The following is a 22,525-nucleotide window of genomic DNA, read 5'->3' as shown; positions in this document are numbered from 1 at the left end:
CCTATAATGACCGCCATGAGAGACCGCAGGCAGGATGAGACGCCCGATCTGCGTTCGGACACCGACATCCCGGGCGGCATCCGTTACGATCCCGACCTGGCGGTGCACGAGCCGGCCGAGGTGCCGGCGGAGCCGGCCGCGCCGTCGCGCCGCCTGTCGCCCATCCTGCTCTTCCCCGTCGGGCTCGCGGGACTGGCCATCGCGGTCTATGTCCTCTTCGGCATGATCGCGGGCGAGGGGAAGCCCCCCTCCTCCTACCTCGATGAGATCCGCCTGCGTCGCGTGGACGCATGGCAGCCGGCCTTCGAGCTGTCGAGACTCCTGGCCCAGGAGGGCCATGCGGTCCGTGACCCCGGGTTCGCCACTGATCTCATCGCGCTCTTCGAGGCCTCGCGCGACGCCGATCCGCGGGTTCGCCGATACCTGGCGCTGTCGCTGGGAGAGATCCGCGATCCCCGCGGCGTCGACGCCCTCACGGCCGCCCTGGCCGACGCGGACGAGCAGACCACGATCTACGCCGCCTGGGCGCTGGGGGCGATCGGCGACCGGCGCGCCGCGGCGGCTCTCCTGCCCCTCCTCGATCACCCGGATGCGGGGCTCCGCAAAATCGCGGCCTATGCGCTGGGGGGGATCGATGCGCCCGAGGCCCTGGCGCCCCTCCGGACCCTCCTCAACGATCCGGTCGAGGACGTCGCCTGGAACGCCGCTCTGGCCCTCGCACGCAGGCAGGACCCTGCCGGCCTTCCGCTCCTGGCGCGCATGATCGATCGCACCTACCTCGATCAGGTGCAGCGGCCGGACGACACGGGGCGCCCCCGATCCCTCACGGAGGACCAGAAGGAGGACGCGATCCTGAACGCCCTCCGGGCCCTCGCCGGACTGCGCGACCGCGGACGGCTCGACGCCCTGCAGGCCCTCGGGGCATCCGACCCGAGCCTGCGTGTCCGCCAGGCCGCCCTCGAGACCATCGAGGCGCTCGGGAAGACCCCCTAGATCCTGCGCTCTCCGAGCCGTCCTCGGCCCCGAGTTGCGGGCCAGGGCGGGCGGCCGCGAATCCGAGTGTCTCCTCTCCTCCTCGCCATGCGAGAACTGTCTCCCGGCTAACGGAGCGAGGCTCTTCCGGCGTCGGGAGGCGGGGTGCTTTGGTATTGACAGCCCGGTCGATTCGGTTGAAGATACACCGCCTTTCGGGACGCCCCGCATTGACCGATCGATCGCACGAGGCGCGGCAGTGCGTCCCTGGTTGTGATTTTTTTCACGAACAGGGTCGCTCCGTGACGGACGAGAACCGGAACCCCACTCCAGGAACGCCGGCGCCGCAGGGCCAGGCCCCCGCGCCGGGGCCCGCGGCCGCTCAGCCGGTGGTCCCTCCCGCCGCCGCGAAGCCGGCCGCCCCCTCCCCCGCTCCGGCGAAGGCGGCCGCGGACATGACGCGCCGCGGCTTTCTCTCGACCCTGGGCGTCGCCTGGACGGCGTTCGCCGCCGCCTGCGGGGCCGGGGCGATCGCGACGACACGCTTCATGTTCCCGAACGTCCTGTTCGAGCCGCCGCAGCAGTTCAAGGCCGGCTTTCCGAGCGATTTCCTCGTCGGCACCGTCGATCAACGCTTCAAGGAGTCCTTCGGGGCCTGGATCGTGCGCAACGAGCAGGAGATCTACGTGCTCCGGACGGTCTGCACGCACCTGGGATGCACGCCGAACTGGCTGGAGGCCGAGAACAAGTTCAAGTGCCCCTGCCACGGCAGCGGCTTCTACCGTTCGGGGATCAACTACGAAGGTCCCGCCCCGCGCCCGCTGGAGCGCTACCGCATCGTGCTGGCGGACGACGGGCAGATCCTGATCGACAAGACGAAAATCTACGCCTACGAAAAGGGCGAGTGGGAGAATCCCGAGTCGTTCCTGAAAGTCTGAGGGCGGGGAGATCGCCGCGGCTGCGCCGCGAGCCCCCGGGGAGATTCGTGCCATGTCTCTTCTGAAGAAGCTCTGGGAGTACACCCGCAACACCCAGGTGTGGAATTCCATCTTCCGGCACGGCCCGCCGGACACCGCCCGCAACCGCGGCCTGGCCGTCCTGACGAACGTCTACCTGCACCTGCACCCGGTCAAGGTGCGCAAGAGCGGAATCCGCCTGCGCTTCACCTGGTGCATGGGGGGGATCACCTTCTTCCTGTTCCTGGTGGAGGTGGCGACCGGCCTGCTGCTGATGTTTTATTACCACCCCACGGTCGAGTACGCCTACGTGGACATCGTGGACCTGCGCGAGCAGGTGCCCCTGGGCGTGATGCGCGAGCTGCACCGCTGGGGCGCCCATGCCATGGTGATCACCGTGTGGCTGCACATGCTGCGGGTCTTCATGACCGGCTCGTACAAGCCACCCCGCGAGTTCAACTGGAACGTCGGCGTGCTGCTCCTGGTGCTGACCCTCCTCCTCTCGTTCACCGGCTACCTGCTCCCGTGGGACCAGCTGGCCATGTGGGCGGTCACGGTCGGCTCGAACATGGCGCGGGCCACGCCGCTCCTGGGGCACGAGGGCCCCGGGGCGAGCCTGCTCAAGATCGGCGACATCAGCCTGGTGAACGCCGGGAACGACGCGCGCTTCGCGCTCCTGGCCGGCCGGTTCGTCGGCGCCGGCGCGCTCCTGCGCTTCTACGTCCTGCACTGCGTGGGCATTCCGCTGGTCGCGACCATCCTGATGGCCGTCCACTTCTGGCGCGTCCGCAAGGACGGCGGAATCTCGGGACCCGTCTGAGGACACGCCGTTCATGATCGAGACGCTCAAGCACGCGGTCAACTGGCTGTCCGAGCCGTCCCGCTTCTTCACCCTCACGGTGGTGGCGTTCTTCGCCCTCCTGTTCCCGGGCGAGATGGGACCAGCCTGGCTGCGCCGCATGACCCGGCCTCTCGGGGCGATCTACCGGCCGAAGACCGGCGGCATCGCGTTTGCCGTGCTCGGCGTCTTCTTCCTCCTCGCCTGCTTCGACGCGAATTTCGCGGCCATCGTCCTCAAGCCCGACAACGTGCCGATCGCGGCGATGATCTTCCTGGTCGCCTTCTTCGTCTGGTTCGCTCTCAAGGAGGGGCGCCGCAACGACGCCCTGGCGGGGGCCGGACAGCCGATTGTCGAGAAGCAGGAGGCGGGCGACGGGAAGGTCCTGGTGTGGCCCGATCTCGTCCACACCGAGTTCATCTGCCTGATCCTCTGGACCGTCTTCCTGATCCTCTGGTCGATCGTCCTCAAGGCCCCGATCGAGGAGCCGGCCAACCCGGCGAAGACCCCGAACCCGAGCAAGGCCCCCTGGTATTTCCTCGGGCTGCAGGAGATGCTCGTCTACTACGACCCCTGGATTGCCGGCGTCCTCCTGCCGGGGCTCATCATCGTGGGGCTGTGCGCCATCCCTTACATGGACAAGAACCCCAAGGGGAACGGCTACTACACCTGGAAGGACAGGAAGCCGGAGATCACGATCTTCCTGTTCGGCTTCGTGGTCCTGTGGGTCTGGCTGATCATCATCGGGACCTTCCTGCGCGGGCCGAACCAGAACTTCTTCGGTCCGTTCGAGTACTGGGACTCGCACAAGCTGGTGCCGCTGATCAACATCGACCTGTCGCAGATCATCTGGGTGAAGACCCTGGGAACGGCCCTGCCCAAGAACCCGCTGATCCGCGAGAGCTTCGGGCTGATCCTGGTGGCGGCGTTCTTCCTCGGGCTGCCGCCGCTCCTTGCGAAGACGTGGCTGAAGACCCACTACGAGAAGCTCGGGCCGGCGCGCTTCCACATCATGGTGTTCCTGGGGCTGACCATGCTGAGCCTGCCGATCAAGATGATGCTGCGCTGGACGTTGAACATGCACTACATCGTGACCATCCCGGAGATCTTCTTCAACATCTGAGGGCGGAGAGGGTCCAGCACCCCCGGAGGCCGAAGCGGCCGTGCCGAAGCGAACCGACGAATACCTGAGAAACATGAAGGCGATGAACGCGCTCTTCGCCGCGAGCAGCGTCGGCCTCTTGCTGACCCTGGTGGCGATGGTCTACGAGGACTACCACCGCGGCTGGAAGGGGTACCAGCAGGGCTTTCAGCGCCTCGAGGCCGAGAAGACGCGGGCGCAGATCCAGGCGGAGGAGCAGAAGATCGACCAGTCGGCCCTGCAGGCCCTCAAGGACCAGCTCGCGGAGGCGCAGAAGGCGGCCTCCCAGCACGGCAAGGACCTCGAAGAGGCTCGAGCGAAGCTGCGCGCGATCGAGGTGGCCAACTACAGGGACGACCTCAGCTACCGGACGATCAAGTCGACGTTCGACGCCCGGAAGTTCGACTACGAGGAGGCGGCCCACAAGGGCGCTCCGAACGCCGAGGCCGTCAAGAAGGACGTCGACGAGCTCGCGAAGCGGCTCGAGGACCTGCGCGTCCGGCTGCTTCTCCACGAGAAGGAGAAGGCCGAGGCGCAGGCCGCGATCAACGTCCTCACGGGGCGGACGGACGAGGCCGCAAAGAAGATCGGCGAGCTGACCGCGGGGATCACCCGGCTCGAAAAGAGGCTGCAGAAGGTGGCGCCGTCCGGGCTGATGAAGGTCGCCATCGATCTGCTCAACGCTCCCCTGCTGGACTTCGTCGCCCCGACGCTCCGCATCCAGCAGGTGGTCCTCGACCAGGTGCCGATCGACATCAACTTCGCCAAGGTCCCCCGGGCCGACCGCTGCCAGACCTGCCACCTCGCCGCGGACCGGGCCGGGTTCGAGGAGGACCCCCAGCCCTACGCGACCCACCCGAAGCTGAACGTCTTCCTGGGCGGGTCGTCCCCCCACCCGATCGAGAAGTTCGGCTGCACGCCTTGCCACGGGGGCCGTGATCGGGCCGTGGACTTCCTGTACGCGGTCCACACCCCCGACTCGGCGGATCAGAGGAAGGAGTGGGAGGAGACGCACGGCTGGGAGCGCGATCACTACTGGGAGCATCCGATGCTGGCCCGGAGCGCCACGGAGGCCTCCTGCCTGAAGTGCCACCAGGGAGTGGTGGCGGTGCCGCAGGCCCCCCGCCTGAACCATGGCACCGAGGTCGTCGACCGCTACGGCTGCTATGCCTGCCACAAGATGCGCGGCTTCGAGAACCGGCCGAAGGTGGGCCCGATCCTGACGCGCCCCACCGCCAAGCTGCTGCCGGAGTGGACGGCGCGCTGGATCAAGAACCCGAAGGCATTCCGCCCGAGCACGCGCATGCCGCGTTTCTTCGGGCTGTCGAACAACCAGGAGCCGGGCGATGCGGAGCGCGAGGACGCCGAGGTCCTGGGCGTCCTGGCCTACCTGACCTCCAAGTCGGAGACCATCTCCTACCCGCCGCTCCCCGGACGCGGCGACGCGATGCGCGGCCGGAGGCTGGTGCGGACGGTCGGCTGCATGGGCTGCCACGCCATCGAGCGTGACGAGGTCAAGCCGGACGTCCTCCAGGCGCGGGCCCGCGGCGAGACGGCCGACCCGATCGCCTGGGAGCGGCGCTTCGGCCCCGACCTGTCGCGCATCGGCAGCAAGGCCCGGCCGGAGTGGATCTACCAGTGGATCCGGAACCCCAAGCAGTACAATCCCGAAACGCGCATGCCGAGCCTGCGCCTCACCGAGCAGGAGGCGCTCGACGTCACGGCTTACCTGGCGTCCTTGAAGGACGACTCCGCGCCCGCGGAGCAGGTCGCCCCCCCCAGGCCCCAGCCCGAGGCGCGCGACCGGGCGCTCCTCGCCTACCTGTCGCAGCGCATGCCGCCGGCGGACGCGCAGGGGAAGATCGACGCGATGAGCGATGCGGATCGCGACGTCCTGCTCGGGGAGCGGACGATCGCGCGCTACGGCTGCTTCGGGTGCCACCTCATCCCGGGATTCGAGAAGACGCCGCAGATCGGCACCGACCTGTCCGAGGAAGGGAGCAAGCCGGCCGACCTCCTGCTCTTCGGATTCGAGCCCATCGAGCACACCGCCCCGGTCTGGTTCCTGCACAAGCTCAAGGATCCGCGATCGTTCGATGCCGGACACCAGGCGCCGTTCTACGACCGCCTGCGCATGCCGCAGTTCGGCTTCAGCGAGGAGCAGGCCTCGTCCGTCACGCTCCTCCTGCAGGGCCTGACCAAGGAGAAGATGCCGAAGGAGAGCATGCGCCTCCTGTCGGCGCGCGACGAGGCGATTGAGTCCGGCCGCCGCCTGGTACGGGACTTCAACTGCCAGGGATGCCATGCGCTCGACGGTCGCGGCGGCGCCGTCAAGGACGCCATCGCCCAGAACCTGGTCGCCGAGGGGCGCTCCGAGGAGGAGGCGCAATCGATCGCGCCGAGCTTCTCCCCTCCCATCCTGGAGGGGGAGGGGGACAAGGTGCAGCCGGACTGGCTGTTCTCCTTCCTGAAAAACCCCACGCCGATCAGGCCGTGGCTGGACGTGCGCATGCCGACGTTCGGCTTCACGGACGAGGACGCCGATCGACTCGTCCATCACTTCGCCGCACGCGAGCAGCGGACCTTCCCCTTCCAGACGCTGCCTCAGGCCCCCCCGCAGGGACCGGAGATGCAGGCGGCTCTCAGGATGTTCGGTCCCGACTATTTCAACTGCTGGAACTGCCACCAGCAGGGGGCGCGCAAGCCGTCCGGACCGCCCGAGGGATGGGCCCCCGACCTGACGCTGGCCTTCCGGCGGCTCAATGCCGACTGGATCGAGCGCTGGCTGGCGAACCCGCAGAAGATGATGCCCGGGACGAAAATGCCGACCTTCTACGATCCGGAGGATCCCGCCGGGTCGGCTCCCCCGGACGTCCTGGGCGGGGATCCGCACCGACAGATGAAGGCGCTCAGCGCCTACGTGTTCACGCTCGGCCTGAGGCGCTCCGGTGCGGGCGGGCCGGCGCAGCCCTAGGGATGGGTCCGGGCATTCGCCTGGGCCGCGGACCACTTCGAGGTTAGAATCGTCGTTCCTGTGCAGAAGGAGCCCACGACCATGAGCAGATCCCGCATGATTCCGGTGTCCCTCCTCGTTCCCATCCTGGCGCTTTGGGCCGCGGGGCCCGCGCGCGCCGGCGACATCGTCGGCAAGGTCCGGTACGCCGGAACGGCGCCGGTCCCGGCGAAGATTCAGGTCACCAAGGACCAGGCCGTGTGCGGCAAGGCGACGCATGTCGACGAGTCGCTCATCGTCGGCCCCGACAAGGGCGTGATGTATGTCGTCGTCAAGGTCGCCGATCCGAAGGACGGAAAGAAGATGACCCCGCCCAAGAAGCCGGCCCTCGACCAGAACGGCTGCAAGTTCGTCCCGCACGTGGAGATCGTGCCGGCGGGGCAGGAGATCGACATCATCAACAGCGACGGCATCCTGCACAACATCCATTCCTTCCCCAAGAACAACCCGCCTTTCAACAAGGCGCAGCCGAAGTTCAAGAAGGTGATGCCGGCCACGTTCGCGAAGCCGGACATCGTCCAGGTCAAGTGCGACGTCCACAGCTGGATGAACGGCTGGGTCGTCGTGGCGGAGCATCCGTACTACGCCCTCACCGACGCCTCCGGGGCCTACACGATCAGCGGCGTGCCGGCCGGGACCTATACGATCGAGACCTGGCACGAGAAGCTCGGCAAGCAGACCAAGTCGGTCACCGTTCCGGCGACCGGCTCGGTCACGGCCGATCTGGAGTACGCCGCGAAGTAGGCTCGCGGTCCGGCCGGATACTCGGACCTGCTTCCACGAGGGTCCTCACGTAGTCGATCAGGAGGCGCCGGGAGCTCGCATCGGGCACCGCGTCGGCGTACGACGGCATCGCGGTCCCGATCCCCCAGCGGATCGATCGGTCGAGCGCCTCGGGCGAGGCGCCGGCGCGGAGCGCGCAGGCATGCGTCAGGTCCGGCGCGGAGCCCGGTATCCCGGCCGCGTCGTTTGCGTGGCAGGTGGCACAGCCGAGTCCATCCCAGAGCCGCCTGCCAGCCTCGAGTCGGGCCGCATCCGGTTGCCCCACGGCTCCGGGGCGGTCTTCTTCTGCGTCCCCCGGCACCGCAGCGAGGCCCGTGCCGTTCAGGGCCGGTGAGAACCCCTTCACGGCCAGCACGAGCGCCCAGCGGTCCCGCTCCCCCAGCCAGTAGAACGACGGCATCGCCGCGCCGGTCCCGGAGCCGAGAGTGATCGTCCGGAACAGGTCGGCGTCGGCGGGCGGCTGTGCGAGCGGCGTCGATCGGAACCTGAACGACGCGGCGGCCAGGTCACGCGGCGCGATAGTGAAGAAGCCGGCGGCCTCTCCCCTGCCGTCACCCGCCTCCCCGTGACACGAAGCGCAGTGCCGGCGGTACAGTTCCCGTCCTCGATCGGCGAGCGCTCCGTCGGAGGCGGGAGGATGCGGGACCTCCACCTCGCGCCCCCGCCATTCCGCCCAGATGTCGCGCCGCCCGCGGCCGAGCGCCTGGAGGTAGGCGACCAGGCGGCGTGCGTCGGGCGTCGGCGAGGGAAGCCCGCCGGAGGGACGGAACAGGTGCCGCGATGCGGGCATCCGCGAGCCGCGCACGACCGCGCCTGGCGCGTAGAGATGGGCGTAGTGCCACTCGTCGCTGTGACGGTGCCCCTCCAGTCCGAGGTCGGGACCGACCCGCGATCCGGCGCCCGTCGTTTCGGGGAGAGGGGACGGCGGGAGGACGGGTCGGGCGTCCTCTCCCGGCCGGTCGAACAGAGTATGGCAGCGCGCGCAGTTCTCCGCGCGGTAGACCCCCTCGCCCGCCCTCTCATCCTCGGTCGCGAGGAGGGTCTCCTCGCGACCCCCGCCCTCCGTGGCCGGCACTCGGTGCGGGCCTGGCTCCCCGCTGCACGCCGGGACGAGAGCGGTCGCGGCGGCCAGGAGAACAAGGAGTCGGACCGGGCATCCGGCCGGGCCGGACGGATGCGTGGCGCCGCTGCGGATGATCCTATTTCCCCGCCGGTGGGGGCGCCTCGCCCGAGGCGTGTCCGGCATGTCGTTGCGCCCTGTAGATGAGGGCGATGAACCAGGACACGACCAGGATCAGGATGCCGAGCAGGAAGTACACACTGAAGGCGATCCCCCGCCCGACCTTCCCCGATGCCGCCGCCGCGCCGCACATGGCGCACTGGGCCAGGACCTCCGGCGCGCGCAGGAGCCCGCAGGAGAGGGCCAGGAGGAGGGCGGACCGCCGGCGCTTCATTTATATAAGATACAGCACGACGTACAGGCCGATCCAGACCACCCCGACGAAATGCCAGTACAGGGCGCACACCTCGATGGCCCGCTGCCGCCTATCGGGCACCCACAGCTCGCGCTGCCTGAACGCGATGATGAGGAGCCAGACGATCCCGCTCAGCGCATGGGCGGCGTGCATGCCGGTCAGGACGTAGAAGGTCGATCCGTACGTCGTCCCCGAAAAGGACAGGCCCGCTCCGAAGAGGATCGTCCACTGGGCGACCTGCAGGGACATGAACAGCACCCCCAGGCCCGCCGCGGCGAACAGGGCGCGCCTCAGCCCGGCGGCGTCCAGTCCGCGAAGCGCGCGCACGCCTCGATGCAGCGCGAGGCTGGACAGGGCGATCACGACGGTGCTGCATCCGGCAAGGCGCACGGGCAGCCGCGGCAGCCCGGGTCCGGGCCAGACGGGGGCGCCGTAGCGCAGGACCAGGTAGCCGCCGATCATCCCGGCGAACAGCATCGTCCCGGCCATCAGGAACACGAGCGTCGCGAGCCGGTGGTTCTGCGTGCCCGGCCCCGAGGGAGCGTGCCTGCGATCGTCGGGCTGGAGGGTCATCGGGTTCCGCGCCGCGACTCTATCCGAACGGCGGGGCCGTCCGATCGAATGCCATCAGGCAGAGGAGGACCGGCAAGTAGATCACCGAGGCGAGCAGGAGACGCCTCGCCGCCCTGGGCGTCGGGTTCAGGACGATCGGGACGGCGCAGGCCGTCAGAACGATCCCGAGCATCAGGGCGCCGTAGAAATAGTAGACGCCGGACAGAGCGAGCAGGGACGGCGTGAGGCTGAGGGGCAGGAGGACCAGGCAGTGCGCCAGGATCTGCCTCCCGGTCGAGCCGCCATGGGGATCCACGACCGGCAGCAGGCGGAACCCGCCCCGGGCGTAGTCCTCGCGGTAGAGAATGGCGATCGACAGGGAGTGCGGGAGCTGCCACACGAACAGGATGGCGAACAGGGCGATTCCGCCGGCGGCGATGTCGCCGTGTGCCGCGGTCCAGCCTCCGAGCGGCGGCAGGGCTCCAGGTAGGGCGCCGACCAGAGTGCACAGCGATGAAACCCGCTTGAGCGGCGTGTAGACCAGCACGTAGCTGAGGAGCGTCAGCGCGGCCAGACCGGCGGTGAGCAGGTTCACGGTCAGCGCCAGGTGCACGAGCCCCGCGGCGGCCAGGCCGCTCGCGAACACCAGGGCGTGATTCGGATCCATGCGGCCGGCGGGAAGCGGCCGCTGCCGGGTGCGCAGCATCAGGCCGTCCTGCTCCCGTTCCACGTACTGATTGAAGGCGCTGGTGCCGGCCGCGACGAGGGCGGTCCCGAGAAGCGTGTTCAGCAGGAGCACGAAGTCCAGGCTCCCCCGCGATCCGAGATAGAAACCGACGAGCGTCGTGACCAGCACCAGGGAGGTCACGCGCGGCTTGGTCAGCTCGACGAAATCACCGAGGCGTTCGCGCACGCTCGGACGGACCAGCGGCTGGGCGGCCTCGTGCAGGGCGCTCACGCCGCGCTCCCCGCCGTGGTCACGGGGGCCTCCGCGGCACGTCCCGGCCGGAGCGTCCCCCGCGAGGGGACGTCCGAACGCTGCCGGCTCCGTGCCCGGGCCGCCCGCACCGTCACCACGAGGCAGGTCGACAGCAGAAGGGCTCCCACGACCACATGGGCGGTCGCCGGCAGAACCGCGAGCCGGGTGAGGACGGTGGCCGCCCCCAGCCCGATCTGCGCGGCCACCATGAGCAGCAGCCATCGCGCCGGCACGGCGAGCCCGGTGATGCCGGAATGATTCACCAGGATGCGTCCGGCGAGGACGAAGACGGCGACGGCCACGAGGAGCGCACCGATGCGATGGGCGAAGTGGATCACAATCTCGGACGACGCCAGCGGGGGCACGATCCGTCCGAATGCCAGCGGCACGTCCGGAATCGCCAGGCCCGCCCCCGTATGCCGCATGACGGCGCCCAGGATGAGCTGCAGGTAGACCAGCCCGGTCGCGAGCGCCCCCAGCTTCCAGAGAGAGGGCGGGACGATCGCCCCGGCGTCCGTCCTCGGGGAGAGGAACGGCTCCGAGGTCGCCAGGGTCAGGACCACGACGATGCAGAAGAAACCCTGGGCCAGGCAGGCGTGCAGCACCGAGACGGATGGAGGCAGGCGCAGGAGCACGGTCAGCCCCCCGAGCAGCCCCTGGGCGAACACCGTCCCCACCGCCGCATACGCCAGACGGCGCACCCAGGGGCGGCGCTCACGTCGATGGAACCAGAGGGCCAGTCCGAGGGTGAGGAGGCCGACGCACGCGGCCACGAGCCTGTGGCCGTGCTCGAACAGGACGCCGCCCGTCATCGGTGGAAAGACGCGGCCGAACGACAGCGGCCAGTCCGGCACGGCAAGACCCGATCCGGTGCTGGTCACCAGCCCGCCGGCCAGGAGGAGCAGCAGGGTCGCGAGGGTGCAGAGCAGCGCGTACCGGTGCCGCCATGTCTCGAAGGGGGTCACCGTCGGGGTCTCGGAGCGCGGCAGCATGCGCCGTACGAAGCCTAGGACCGCGCCGGCGTCATGACGGTCCTGCCCGGCGTGGGCGCGCCGGCCCCGGGGAGATCCTGCGGCATGTAGTCCTCCGTCATCCCCGGCAGGCTGTACTCGAACGGCCCGCGGTAGACCGTCGGCACCTTCTCCCCCCAGTTGCCGTGCGGCGGGGGCGAGGGGGCGGCCCATTCCAGCGAATTCGCATGCCAGGGGTTGCGTTCGGCCTTCTTCCCCCAGAACAGGCTGCAGATGAAATTGGCCGCGAACAGGATCTGCACCCCCCCCAGGATGAAGGCATTGACGCTGATGAACTCGTTCATCGGCTGCATCGGCTTGAGGAAATCGTACAGGGTCGGGTCGTAGATCCGCCGCATGTGGCCGCCCATCCCGAGGATATGCATCGGGAAGAAGGTCAGGTTGAAGAAGATGAACGACAGGACGGCGTGGACGAGGTTGACGGTGGGGTTGAGCATCCTGCCGAACATCTTCGGGTACCAGAAGTTGATCGCCGCGAAGACCCCGAACAGGCTGCCGCCGAACAGGACGTAATGCAGGTGCGCCACGATGAAATAGGTGTCGTGGATGAACATGTCGACCGGCGTCGAGGCCATGAAGATGCCGCTCAGGCCGCCGATGATGAACGTCGAGACGAACGCCAGGGCGTGGAGCATCGCCGGCGTGAAACGGATGGCCCCTCCCCAGAGGGTTCCGAGCCAGTTGAAGGTCTTGATCGCCGACGGCACGGCGATGACCATCGTCGAGATCATGAAGGTAGTGCCCAGGGTCGGGTTCATGCCGCTCTGGAACATGTGGTGGCCCCAGACGATGAAGCCGAGTCCGGCGATCCCCATGAGCGAGAAGACCATCGCCTTGTAACCGAAGATCGGCTTGCGCGCGAACGTCGACATGATGTCGGATACGAACCCCATGGACGGCAGGATCATGATGTAGACCGCCGGGTGCGAGTAGAACCAGAACAGGTGCTGCCAGAGAAGCACCTGCCCGCCGCCCGCCGGATTGAAGAAGTGGGTCCCGAGGGTCCGATCGAAGAGCAGCATGCCGAGCGCCGACGCCAGGACCGGGGTCGCCATCAGCTGCAGGATCGCCGTGATGAACAGCGCCCAGACCGACAGCGGCATCCGGAAGAAGTGCATTCCGGGGGCTCGCATGTTGACGATGGTCGTGATGTAGTTCACCGCCCCCATGATCGAGGCCGTCCCGACCAGCAGCACCCCGACGATCCACAGGGTCTGCCCGAGCGCGACTCCGGTGTACTGCGGGTCGGCGCTCAGTGGCGGGTAGGCCGTCCAGCCCGTCGCGGCCGTTCCTCCTTCGACGAAGAACGAGGAGGCGATCACGGCCCCGCCCGAGAACCCCACCCAGAACGACAGCATGTTGAGCTTCGGAAAGGCCATGTCCCGGGCGCCGATCATCAGCGGAATCAGGAAGTTCCCGAACGCACCGGTGAGGATCGGGATGATCACCAGGAAGATCATGATCGAGGCGTGCATGGTGAAGACGGCGTTGTACTGCGCCGGGTCCGCAGGGTTCCAGCTGGTGGGGAGGACGTTCGCCAGCGGGATCTCCTTGTCCGGAAAGCCGAGCTGCCAGCGCACGATCATCGCCAGGAAGCCTCCGAGGACCATGAAGGCCAGGCTCACGAACAGGAACTGGATCCCGATGATCTTGTGGTCCTGCGAGAAGATGTATTTCCCGATGAAGGATGGCGAGTGCTGCGCGTCGTGCTGGGCGGACATGGTGTCAGGTCCTCCGATGGGGAGCCTCAGGCAGCCGGCGCTTCAGCCGGAACGACGCCGGCCTCCTGCTCGCTGAGCCACTTCCGGTACGCCTCGGGCTCCATGACCGTGAGCACGCCCCGCATCGTCCCGTGGCCGAAGCCGCAGAGCTCGGCGCAGGCAATCTCGTATTCGCCGGTCTTGGTCGGCTGCACCCAGATGTCGATCGTCAGCCCCGGCACCGCGTCCTGCTTCAGGCGGAACGCCGGCACGAAGAAGCTGTGGATCACATCCTTGGAGCGCAGCCGGATCTTCACGGGCGCGTTCACCGGCACGTGCATCTCGTTGTGCACCACGACGTCGTCCGCCGTCTCGAACTGCCCGTCCGCCCCCTTGTACCGCACCTCCCAGTCGAACTGGGAAGCGAGGACCACGATCTCCTGGTCGGTCGGCGGAACGTGCCCCTTGATCTCGTCCCAGACCTTGCGGCTCGCCAGGCCGAGAAAGACCAGCATCACGGCCGGCACGATGGTCCAGATCACTTCGATCCGGGAGTTCCCGTGGGTGTAGTGGGCCCGCACGCCCTCGCGGTGCCGGTAGCGCCACGCGAAGTAGAAGAGCACCGTCTCGGTCACCACGAAGGCCACGCCCGTGACCGCCAGGATCACGTAGAACATCAGGTCGATCCGACCGCTGTAGGTCGATACCCCTTCGGGGAGCAGGTGCACGGGGTCGATCTCTCCTGTCGCCTGGGACTTCCCGTATGCCGGGACCGCGCGGGCACGTGCACGCCGGCGATCCCCTCGATCCCGCTGCGACCGCCGGTTTATACGCGACCGAAGCGGGCGAAGTCAAGAGTTTCACGGAACGGGCGGCTCGATGCGCCGGCCCGATGCGGAACGCGTCGCGCCGATCCGTGCGGCGCCGGTCCGCACGCCTCCGATCCTTTTTGTTATCATGGCGCTCCCGATGACCGTCTCGGATCTGCCGGCCCTCAACGCTCTGCTGAACGGATCGTGCGCCGTTCTCCTGGTCGCCGGGTACGCCTTCATCCGGAGCCGGCGGATCGCGGCCCATAGAGCCTGCATGATCCTGGCCCTTCTCACCTCGGCCCTCTTCCTCGCGTCCTACCTGACGTATCACTACCATGTCGGCTCGGTCCCCTACCGCGGCAACGGATGGGCCCGGCCCGTCTATTTCACCATCCTTCTGACGCACACCGTCCTGGCCGCGACCGTCGTGCCGCTCGCCCTGGTCACCGCGGGCCGGGCCGTGCGCGGCCGGTTCGATCGCCACATGCGGATCGCGCGCATCACGCTGCCGATCTGGCTGTACGTGTCCGTGACCGGGGTGGTGATCTACCTGATGCTGTACGGGGCGAACTAGCGCGCCCTCCTGCCGCGCGCCGACTCTTGCCCGGCCCCCCGGGACCTGTGCTAGAGTTCCGCGCCGCGCGGGGACTTGCCGCGACGGGGGAATCTATGGCGCACGCCGCGACCATGAACGAAGTCGAGCGCTTCGAGAACCAGCTCACCCCGGGATGGGGCAAGCTGATGATGTGGATCTTCCTCTGCTCGGACGCCATGTCGTTCGCCGGGCTCCTGGCGGCTTACGGCGCCGTGCGCCTCGGCAGCAGCAACTGGCCGAACCCCGCGCAGATCCTCGACGTGCCGCTGACGGCGATCAACACCTTCATACTCATCTGCAGCAGCGTCACCATGGTGAAGGCGCTGTCGGCGATCCGCCATGGTGACCGGAAGGGGCTCCTCCTCTGGCTCTTCGGAACGATTCTCGGGGGCTCGACCTTCCTGGGCATCCAGGCGTACGAGTGGACGCATCTCATCCATGAAGGCCTGACGATCCAGGGGAACCCGTTCGGCGTCTCGACTCTGTTCGGCGCCACGTTCTACATCCTGACCGGGTTTCACGGCTGCCACGTCCTGTCGGGCGTCATCTACCTGATCTGCATCTTCATCAAGGGCGCCCGCGGGGGATATTCTCCCGAGCGCAACAGCTCCGTCGAGATCGCCGGTCTCTACTGGCACTTCGTGGATCTGATCTGGATCCTGGTGTTCACCTTCGTGTACCTTATCGTCTGAGCGTCACCCCGGAGGAGGATGCCCGTGTCGAGCCAAGCCGACGGACACGCCGAACCGAACTACTGGATGGTCTGGCTCGCCCTGGCCGTCCTGACCGTGATCGAGCTGGCCGTGGCCCGGGTGCCCAACGCGAAGGCCTTCGTGATCATTTCGCTCTGCGCGCTGGCGCTCACCAAGGCCGCCCTGGTGGCGCTCTATTTCATGCATCTGAAGTTCGAGAAATACGCGCTCGTCCTGATCGTCCTCAGCCCGCTCGTCCTCTCGGCCATCATGTACGTCGGGCTGGTGCCGGACGCCACCACCCACATCCACTGGCTGCCCTGAGGCCCCGCACGATGCCGGGCCTCAGGGACGCCTCCCGCGCTGTTCTCCTCCTGGCGGTGCTCGCCGCGTGCGCCTGCGGCGGCAACCCCGAGACACCGTCGCGGGAAGGCACCTCGGCCCCCGCGCCCCCCGCCGCGACCGCGACACCGGAATCCCCGGCCTCCGCCGGGACGGCGACGGGCGATGGCGGGCGCATCACCGGACGGGTTCTCTTCTCCGGCGCTCCCCGTCCGCCACGACCGATCCAGGTGACCAAGGACCACGCGGTCTGCGGCGCCAGGATGCACGTGGACGAAGGTCTCGTGGTCGGCCAGGATGGCGGCGTGCGGAACGCGGTCGTCTCCCTCGGCCCGATCGCCCCGGGCGGGGCGTGGCCCGAGGCCCCGAGGCCGACTCTCGACCAGCACGGCTGCTGGTTCACCCCGCACGTCCTTCTGGTCCCGGCCGGGGCGAGCATCGACGTGGTCAACAGCGACGGCATCCTGCACAACATCCACACGTATCCGAAACGCAACCCCCCGACGAACCAGGCGCAGCCGAAATTCAAGAAGGTCCTGAACCTGATCTTCAAGGAACCGGACACGGTCCAGGTCAAGTGCGACGTCCACAGCTGGATGAACGCCTGGATCATCGTGGCACCGCATCCCTACTACGCCGTCACGGACGCGAGCGGGGCCTTTACGCTGGCCGGCGTCCCGCCCGGAAGCTACACGCTGACGGTCTGGCACGAGACCCTGGGGACCCGCGAGCAGCCGATCTCCGCGACGTCCGGCGGAGTCTCCGAAGCCACCATCACCTTCCAGGATTAGGAGTGTGCGCGGGACGCCGAGGCGAACGACTTCCGCCCTCGTTCTCTATGCGCGGGTCCCCCGAGTCGGCCAGGTCAAGACGAGGATGACCCCCTGGCTCGGCGCGGACGAGGCGCTGCGCCTGCACCTGGCCCTCCTGCTCGACAGCCTTGCGCTGCTGCGGGCGGGGGCCGTGGAGGCCGGAGCGCTTCCTGTTCTGTCCTTCAGCGAAGCGTGGGACCCCGAAGAGGCGGCGGGCCAGGACGAATTGGCTGCCGCGGCCCGCGGCCTGATCCTGCGGCCGCAGCGGCAGGGCGATCTGGGCCGGCGGCTGCAGGACACATTCACCGGCCTGCTTGCGGACGGCCATGCCGAGATCGTGGTGATCGGCTCCGATTGCCCGGGGCTCCCCCCTTCAACCGTTCGTGCCGCCTTCGAGGCGTTGCGGCAGGGCGCACGGGCCGTCCTCGGCCCCGCGGTGGATGGCGGGTACTACCTCGTGGGTGCCCGGCACCCGCTTCCCGCGATCTTCTCAGGAATACCCTGGAGCACCGGCCGCGTCATGGAAGCGACTCTCGCCGCCCTGGATCGCGCCTCGGTGGGCCCTTCTCTCCTGCCCCCGTTCCACGACGTCGACGTCCCGGCCGACCTCGACAGGCTCGCGGCCGGCCCCTCCCGACCCTGGCCCGGAGCCGGCACCAGGACGGCCGACTTCGTCGAGGCGCTGCGGCGCGCCGGGCGCCTGCCCGCCCCGGCCCGAAGCTCCTAGCCAACCTGAATCAGTCCCAGCCGGCCGGACCAGCGGCGCTCGAGGTGGCGCACCAGGCTCTGGCGCTCCGGCCCGGCGGCCAGCGCCGCGGCGCACCGGAACGCCTCCCGGCGGGCGTCCTCCAGAAGATCGTGATCGCGCAGGATGTCGCCGATGCGCAGGTCGGGCAGTCCCGACTGCCGCGTGCCGAGGAACTCACCGGGCCCCCGCAGGCGCAGGTCCTCGCGGGCGATGGCGAAGCCGTCACCCGATCGGGCCACGATGTCGAGGCGCCGGCGCCCCTCCTCGCCCGCCGGCGCCCCCTGGAGGAGGATGCAGTGCGACTCGTGCGCGCCGCGCCCGACGCGCCCACGCAGCTGGTGGAGCTGCGACAGGCCGAAGCGCTCCGCCTGCTCGACGACCATGACCGTCGCGTTCGGCACGTCGATGCCGACCTCGATGACGGTCGTGGCGACCAGGATCGGCAGTCGACCGGCCGCGAAATCGGACATGACCCGGTCCCGCTCCTCCGCCTTCAACCGGCCGTGCAGGAGGCCCACCTGAAGGTCGGGGAAGACCTCCCCCTGGAGCCTGCGGTGCATCTCGACCGCGGCCTTGAGATCGACGGAATCGCTCTCTTCGACCAGCGGGTAGACGACGTAGGCCTGCCTCCCCTCGCGGACCCGGGCGCGCAGGAAGTCGTACACGCCGGGCCGCGCCTCCTCCTCGCGCACGACCGTCCTGATGGGGCGGCGCCCCGGAGGCATCTCGTCGACGACCGACAGATCGAGGTCGCCGTACACCGTCAGCGCGAGCGATCGCGGGATGGGCGTGGCGGTCATCACCAGCACGTCGGTCCGCTTTCCCTTGGCGCGCAGGCGCGCCCGCTGCGCCACTCCGAAGCGGTGCTGCTCGTCGATGATCGCCAGCCGGAGGGAACGGAAGCGCACGTCCTCTTCCAGGAGCGCGTGCGTGCCGATGAGAAAGGGGATGGACCCGGCGCGCAATCCACCCAGGACCTGGCGGCGGGCGGCGCCCGTCACGCCGGCGGTCAGGAGGGCGACGGGGCGGCCGCTCCCCTGGAGCATCCTGCCGAACGAGCGATGGTGCTGCTCCGCCAGGAGCTCGGTCGGCGCCATGACCGCCACCTGGTGGCCGTTCTCCACGACCAGGAGCGCCGCGAGCAGGGCCACCACCGTCTTGCCGCAGCCGACGTCCCCCTGGAGGAGGCGGTTCATCGGCCGCCCGGACATCAGGTCCTGGGCGATCTCCTTCAGGACCCTGCGCTGGGCGCCCGTGAGGTGGAACGGCAGGGCGGCGCGCAGCCGGTCGCGGATGGCATCGTCCACCCGCAGCCCCGGCTCGCTCGGCCGGGTCTCGCGCTCGCGTCGCGCCAGGGCGAAGCCCAGCTGCAGGAAGAAGAACTCCTCGAAGATCAGCCGGCGGTGAAAGGGGGATCGGAACTCGTTGAGCGCCTCGAGATCCGCGTCCTGCGGCGGGAAGTGGGCCAGCCCGAGCGCCTCGCGGCGGGAAAGGAACCCCCGATCGCGCGTCATGCCGGGAGGCAGCGGATCCGGCAGGACGGCCGGCAGCCCCTCCAGGACCGAGTGCGTCAGCCGCCGGATGGCCCGCGAGGACAGTCCCGGAAGCCGCGGGTAGATCGGCACGACCCTGCCGGCGTGGACGGCCTCCTGGTCGTCGTCGGACAGGACCTCGAACTGCGGAGTCTGGAGCACCAGGCCCCGGCGGCCGAAGCGCGCCGGTCCCGCCTCGCCGTACAGGATCACCTCGCGCCCCGGCGGCATCGCGGTGCGCAGGTAGGGCTGGTTGAAGAAGAGGACCCGGATCGCGCCGCTGTCGTCCTCCACCAGGGCCTCGAAGATCGTGAAGCCGCGCGCCCGCGTCCGCCGCAGCACGGCGGTCCGCACCCGTCCGCGCACCGTGGCGCGGAATCCGGGGGCGAGCGAGGCGATCGGGAGGAAGCGGCTCCTGTCCTCATAGCGGAACGGCAGGTGGAAGAGCAGGTCCTCGACCGTCACGAGCCCCCGTTCCCGAAGCTCCTCCGCGCGCTTCGGGCCGATGCCCTTGAGGTTCCCGAGAGGGGTCGCGAGGTCGATCGCCACGGGGCGATTATAGGCGAGGCTAGAACTCGATCTGGAAACCGACCTGGAAGCGCCGCCCGAACCGGCGAACCCCGTCGACCTGCAGGGGGGCGGTGCGCTGGCCGAGCTCGTCGCGGCCCGCGTTATCCCCGCGGTCGGGCTCGTACGTGTACACGCGCAGATCGTCCCGGTTCAGGAGGTTGTAGACCTCGAAGAACACACCGGAGGAGTACTTGCCGACCACCAGGGCCTTCTTGGCGCGCAGATTCACGTCGAGGGTGGCATCGTTTCGATGGCTGTTGCGCCGCTCCGGGATGAACGTCGCCTGCGCCCCCTCCGTCGCCTGGCTGAACCCGAACCGCGTGCGGAACTGCTGGTAGTCCACGTTGTCCATGGCGAAGAAGCGCGAGATGACCGAGTACGGCAGCCCCGAGGCCCAGCTCATCGACGCGCCGACCTGCCAGTCTCCCGGCAGATAGGTGGTCGCGTTCAGCTTCACCACGTGTCTCTGGTCGAAGTCGAGGTAGCCGAATTCCTGCTCGAGGGTCGAGGGATCGTTGCCCAGCCTGGAATCGAAGCTCTCCGCCGCGCCCGTCGCCCGGGAATACGTGTAGGACGTCTGCATCTCCCAGCGGCGCGACAGGCGCTTGAGCAGCTGCACCTCGACCCCGGTGTAGCGGGCCTCGTTCGTGTTGGCGATGCGCAGGACCTGGTTGAAGAAGAAATTGTGGATGTACAGGTCCGGCTTGCCGTCCGCACGCCTCTGCAGCTTGAGGTTGATGCTCCCCTCCCCCGTTCCGGGCTGCGGCACAGTCGCGCCGATTTGATCGCGCCACCGGCCGGTTTCGCGGTCCAGGCGCAGCTCGTGGTTCACGTCGACGTCCTGGAGCTGGTCCCTGTAGGCGCGCCGGATATAAGTCACCATCAGCGCCGTCTCGGGGGCGAGCTCGCGCTCGAAGCCGACCGTGATCTCGTCGGAGAAGGGCGTTCGCAGGCCGCGGTCGACCTGGGTGGCCGAGGGGGGGGCCTTCGACGTCGCCAGCCCGATCCGGTTGTTGGGAACCCCCGCACCGGTGATCCCGTCCCAATCGATGAGGTACTCGCGGTTGATCGAGTCCGGGCCCTCTTCGCCGACCAGGGCGCTCAGGAACAGCTTGTCGTAGAAGCGTCCCCAGGTGGCGAACAGCTTGGTGCGGCCGTTCGACGCCGGGTCCCAGGAAAACGACACCCGGGGCGCCAGGTTGTTGTTGGTGAGACGAAATCGCTCGCGCTGCTGCGGCAGGACGCCGTGCGCCGTCAGGCGCCGGGGATCCACCTCTCCCCCGGTCACCAGGTCGCCGAAGAGGGCCGCGAGCTGGCTCGAGACGAAACGCGCCTCGGTGTGGTGGCGTGTCATGCGGCCGATCGCCGCCTGGTTCAGCGCATCGACGAGGGAGGCGCTCCCCTGCGTGAACCCCTGCGGCGCCGCGACGAGGATCGGATCCCCGGCAATGCCGAAGCTGTGGCGCCCGTCGTTGTTTCCCACCTGGAAGTCGTCGGTGAGCAACTTCTCGCCGCCGGAGAGCGCCACGAGGCGATCGTAGATGGCGCGCTCCGTGGCCGGCTCGAAGAACGCATATCCGAAGGTGTCGTCCGCCTCGCGATCGAACCGCAGACCGAGCGCCAGGGTCATGTTGGGGAACGGCTTGTAGATGTCCTGGGCGTACAGGCCGCCGGTCTCCGAGTGGCCGTCGTTCTCCACGCGGCGCTCCGCCGGCAGGAGCGCGCGGACGGTGCTCGGCGCCGCGCGGGGCGGCAGGATGAGGGGGGCGAGGAGCGGGCGCTCCTCGGTGGCCCGGTCGAAGTCCTCTTTCTCGAAGACATAGCCGAACTTCAGGTCGTGGCTCCCCCAGTAATCCGGGACGTAGACGTTCAGGTCCTGGCGCACGGTGACGCGCCGCCTCGAGTCCGAGAAATCGAGGTAGTAGGGGCCGCTGGTGATCCCGAGTGTCTGGTCGATGGTGTAGTCCCGGTCGGACGGCAGCGGAGCACGATGCCCGTAGGGATACACGCCGGACCCTAACGGGGCATCGTCCAGGTAGAAGTTGCCGTTCCTGTCTTCGATCCCGAGATCGAGGTGCCCGTCGCCGTCGATGTCCTCGTACGGGTCCATGATGCCGTTGCCGTTCTGATCTTCCTTGAAGGTGTCGAGGCGGCCGTCGCAGTCGAGATCCTCGCGCAGGATCCCCTCGCATCCGCCGGGCAGCCCTCCGCGTCCCGAGAGGGTCAGGTGATTGTCCCCGTCCCGGTCCTCTCCCGGATCGAGCTGTCGGTTCCGGTTGAAATCCTCGAACACGTCGAACCTGCCGTCGACGTCGTAGTCCTCCCCCGCGTCGCGATCCGACGCCTCGAAGAAGCCGTTGTGGTTCCTGTCCGTGACCAGGAGCCCGTTGTCGTTCGTGTCGGGATCGAGCGTCGGCCCCCGCGAAGGGCGCTCGTCGAAGTGGGCCAGCGAGGTCTCGAGCACGATGTAGGGATTGAGGATCGTCGTCAGCTTGGCCGTGAGAATCGGCCCGCCCTGACGGCTGGTATAGCCGCTCTCGACACGGGTCAGGCTGTTCAGTCCCTGGTTCAGGTATTTCTGGGGGTCGTAATTGATCGACAGGGCCAGGCGGTTGCTCGGAGTGGCCTGCCAGGTCAGCTTGGCGAACTCCCGGAACTCCCGGATGCCGGTCACGAAGGCGCTGTTCAGCGCGTTGACCGGGTCCTCCTTCTGGATGTATTCGTGCGCCATGAAGAACCACGCCCGGTCCTTCACGATCGGCCCCTCCAGGGACAGGAACGGCGTGAAATCGTTGAAGCGCAGGTCCCTGAGTCCCAGCTCCCCCAGGCCGCCGTGCTGCCGCGGGTCGTCGATCCCCGCCCCGTCGCCGTCCAGGGCATTCCCGCGCCAGAAGAACTTGAACGTCCCCTTGAACTCGTTGCCGCCCGACTTGGTGGTGATGTTGGCGAAGCCCCCCTGCGCCCGGCTGAACTCCGCCGTCG

At 68.6% G+C, this 22,525-nt stretch carries 20 protein-coding genes; 11 read left to right on the top strand and 9 right to left on the bottom strand.

Going from position 1 to position 22,525, the window contains the following annotated elements; translation table 11 throughout:
* Positions 1 to 15 precede the first annotated feature (15 nt).
* The 6 genes from VGV60_08565 to VGV60_08540 all read left to right on the top strand — a co-directional run bounded on the left by VGV60_08565 (position 16) and on the right by VGV60_08540 (position 7,664).
* Positions 16 to 993 (top strand): HEAT repeat domain-containing protein, encoded by a 978-nt coding sequence (locus VGV60_08565; protein ID HEV8701310.1) that lies wholly within the window; start codon positions 16 to 18, stop codon positions 991 to 993.
* Positions 994 to 1,274: 281 nt separating this feature from the next.
* The gene (locus tag VGV60_08560; protein ID HEV8701309.1) at positions 1,275 to 1,910 is read left to right on the top strand and encodes a Rieske 2Fe-2S domain-containing protein; all 636 of its coding nucleotides are present in this window, start codon (positions 1,275 to 1,277) and stop codon (positions 1,908 to 1,910) included.
* 52 nt (positions 1,911 to 1,962) lie between these two features.
* Entirely contained in the window at positions 1,963 to 2,748 is a 786-nt protein-coding gene (locus VGV60_08555; protein ID HEV8701308.1) for a cytochrome b N-terminal domain-containing protein, read from the top strand.
* A gap of 13 nt (positions 2,749 to 2,761) precedes the next feature.
* Positions 2,762 to 3,889, top strand: a complete 1,128-nt coding sequence (locus VGV60_08550) for a hypothetical protein (GenBank protein ID HEV8701307.1) — start codon at positions 2,762 to 2,764, stop codon at positions 3,887 to 3,889.
* Between the two features lie 40 nt (positions 3,890 to 3,929).
* Complete coding sequence (locus tag VGV60_08545) at positions 3,930 to 6,881, top strand: c-type cytochrome (protein ID HEV8701306.1); 2,952 nt, start codon at positions 3,930 to 3,932, stop codon at positions 6,879 to 6,881.
* Between the two features lie 81 nt (positions 6,882 to 6,962).
* Positions 6,963 to 7,664, top strand: coding sequence for a carboxypeptidase regulatory-like domain-containing protein (locus VGV60_08540; protein ID HEV8701305.1), 702 nt, complete (start codon positions 6,963 to 6,965; stop codon positions 7,662 to 7,664).
* Here the strand turns inward: VGV60_08540 and VGV60_08535 are convergent.
* From VGV60_08535 to coxB, 7 genes are all read right to left on the bottom strand, one after another.
* The gene (locus VGV60_08535) at positions 7,633 to 8,778 is read right to left on the bottom strand and encodes a c-type cytochrome (protein HEV8701304.1); all 1,146 of its coding nucleotides are present in this window, start codon (positions 8,776 to 8,778) and stop codon (positions 7,633 to 7,635) included. The two genes, VGV60_08540 and VGV60_08535, sit on opposite strands and share 32 nt — an antisense overlap.
* 124 nt (positions 8,779 to 8,902) lie before the next feature.
* Entirely contained in the window at positions 8,903 to 9,157 is a 255-nt protein-coding gene (locus VGV60_08530) for a hypothetical protein (protein HEV8701303.1), read from the bottom strand.
* Positions 9,158 to 9,751, bottom strand: coding sequence for a heme-copper oxidase subunit III (locus VGV60_08525; protein ID HEV8701302.1), 594 nt, complete (start codon positions 9,749 to 9,751; stop codon positions 9,158 to 9,160).
* A 19-nt stretch (positions 9,752 to 9,770) separates the two neighbouring features.
* Entirely contained in the window at positions 9,771 to 10,688 is a 918-nt protein-coding gene (cyoE, locus tag VGV60_08520) for a heme o synthase (protein HEV8701301.1), read from the bottom strand.
* The gene (locus VGV60_08515; protein HEV8701300.1) at positions 10,685 to 11,701 is read right to left on the bottom strand and encodes a COX15/CtaA family protein; all 1,017 of its coding nucleotides are present in this window, start codon (positions 11,699 to 11,701) and stop codon (positions 10,685 to 10,687) included. The genes cyoE and VGV60_08515 overlap by 4 nt, the downstream gene beginning before the upstream one ends.
* Before the next feature lie 14 nt (positions 11,702 to 11,715).
* Positions 11,716 to 13,461: a cbb3-type cytochrome c oxidase subunit I gene (locus tag VGV60_08510; protein ID HEV8701299.1), complete on the bottom strand. Its 1,746-nt coding sequence runs from the start codon at positions 13,459 to 13,461 to the stop codon at positions 11,716 to 11,718.
* A 26-nt stretch (positions 13,462 to 13,487) separates the two neighbouring features.
* The gene (coxB, locus tag VGV60_08505; protein HEV8701298.1) at positions 13,488 to 14,168 is read right to left on the bottom strand and encodes a cytochrome c oxidase subunit II; all 681 of its coding nucleotides are present in this window, start codon (positions 14,166 to 14,168) and stop codon (positions 13,488 to 13,490) included.
* A gap of 229 nt (positions 14,169 to 14,397) precedes the next feature.
* Between coxB and VGV60_08500 the strand changes: the two genes are divergently transcribed.
* The 5 genes from VGV60_08500 to VGV60_08480 all read left to right on the top strand — a co-directional run bounded on the left by VGV60_08500 (position 14,398) and on the right by VGV60_08480 (position 17,420).
* Complete coding sequence (locus VGV60_08500) at positions 14,398 to 14,826, top strand: DUF420 domain-containing protein (GenBank protein ID HEV8701297.1); 429 nt, start codon at positions 14,398 to 14,400, stop codon at positions 14,824 to 14,826.
* Positions 14,827 to 14,921: 95 nt separating this feature from the next.
* The gene (locus tag VGV60_08495; GenBank protein ID HEV8701296.1) at positions 14,922 to 15,539 is read left to right on the top strand and encodes a heme-copper oxidase subunit III; all 618 of its coding nucleotides are present in this window, start codon (positions 14,922 to 14,924) and stop codon (positions 15,537 to 15,539) included.
* A 24-nt stretch (positions 15,540 to 15,563) separates the two neighbouring features.
* Positions 15,564 to 15,863: a cytochrome C oxidase subunit IV family protein gene (locus VGV60_08490; GenBank protein HEV8701295.1), complete on the top strand. Its 300-nt coding sequence runs from the start codon at positions 15,564 to 15,566 to the stop codon at positions 15,861 to 15,863.
* Positions 15,864 to 15,874: 11 nt separating this feature from the next.
* A complete protein-coding gene (locus VGV60_08485) occupies positions 15,875 to 16,672 on the top strand; it encodes a carboxypeptidase regulatory-like domain-containing protein (protein HEV8701294.1) in 798 nt (265 codons plus the stop codon).
* A 4-nt stretch (positions 16,673 to 16,676) separates the two neighbouring features.
* Positions 16,677 to 17,420, top strand: coding sequence for a TIGR04282 family arsenosugar biosynthesis glycosyltransferase (locus VGV60_08480; GenBank protein ID HEV8701293.1), 744 nt, complete (start codon positions 16,677 to 16,679; stop codon positions 17,418 to 17,420).
* Here the strand turns inward: VGV60_08480 and recG are convergent.
* Together recG and VGV60_08470 are read right to left on the bottom strand one after the other, a co-directional pair.
* Complete coding sequence (gene recG, locus VGV60_08475; protein ID HEV8701292.1) at positions 17,417 to 19,522, bottom strand: ATP-dependent DNA helicase RecG; 2,106 nt, start codon at positions 19,520 to 19,522, stop codon at positions 17,417 to 17,419. The genes VGV60_08480 and recG overlap by 4 nt on opposite strands.
* Positions 19,523 to 19,541: 19 nt before the next feature.
* A partial coding sequence (locus tag VGV60_08470; protein HEV8701291.1) for a hypothetical protein occupies positions 19,542 to 22,525 on the bottom strand: 2,984 nt, incomplete at its 5' end.

The organism is Candidatus Polarisedimenticolia bacterium (genome assembly GCA_036001465.1).
Classification (GTDB): Bacteria; Acidobacteriota; Polarisedimenticolia; order Gp22-AA2; family Gp22-AA2; genus Gp22-AA3.
The sequence above is the reverse complement of the archived record's forward strand: the minus strand, read 5'-3'. Positions and strand labels throughout refer to the sequence as shown.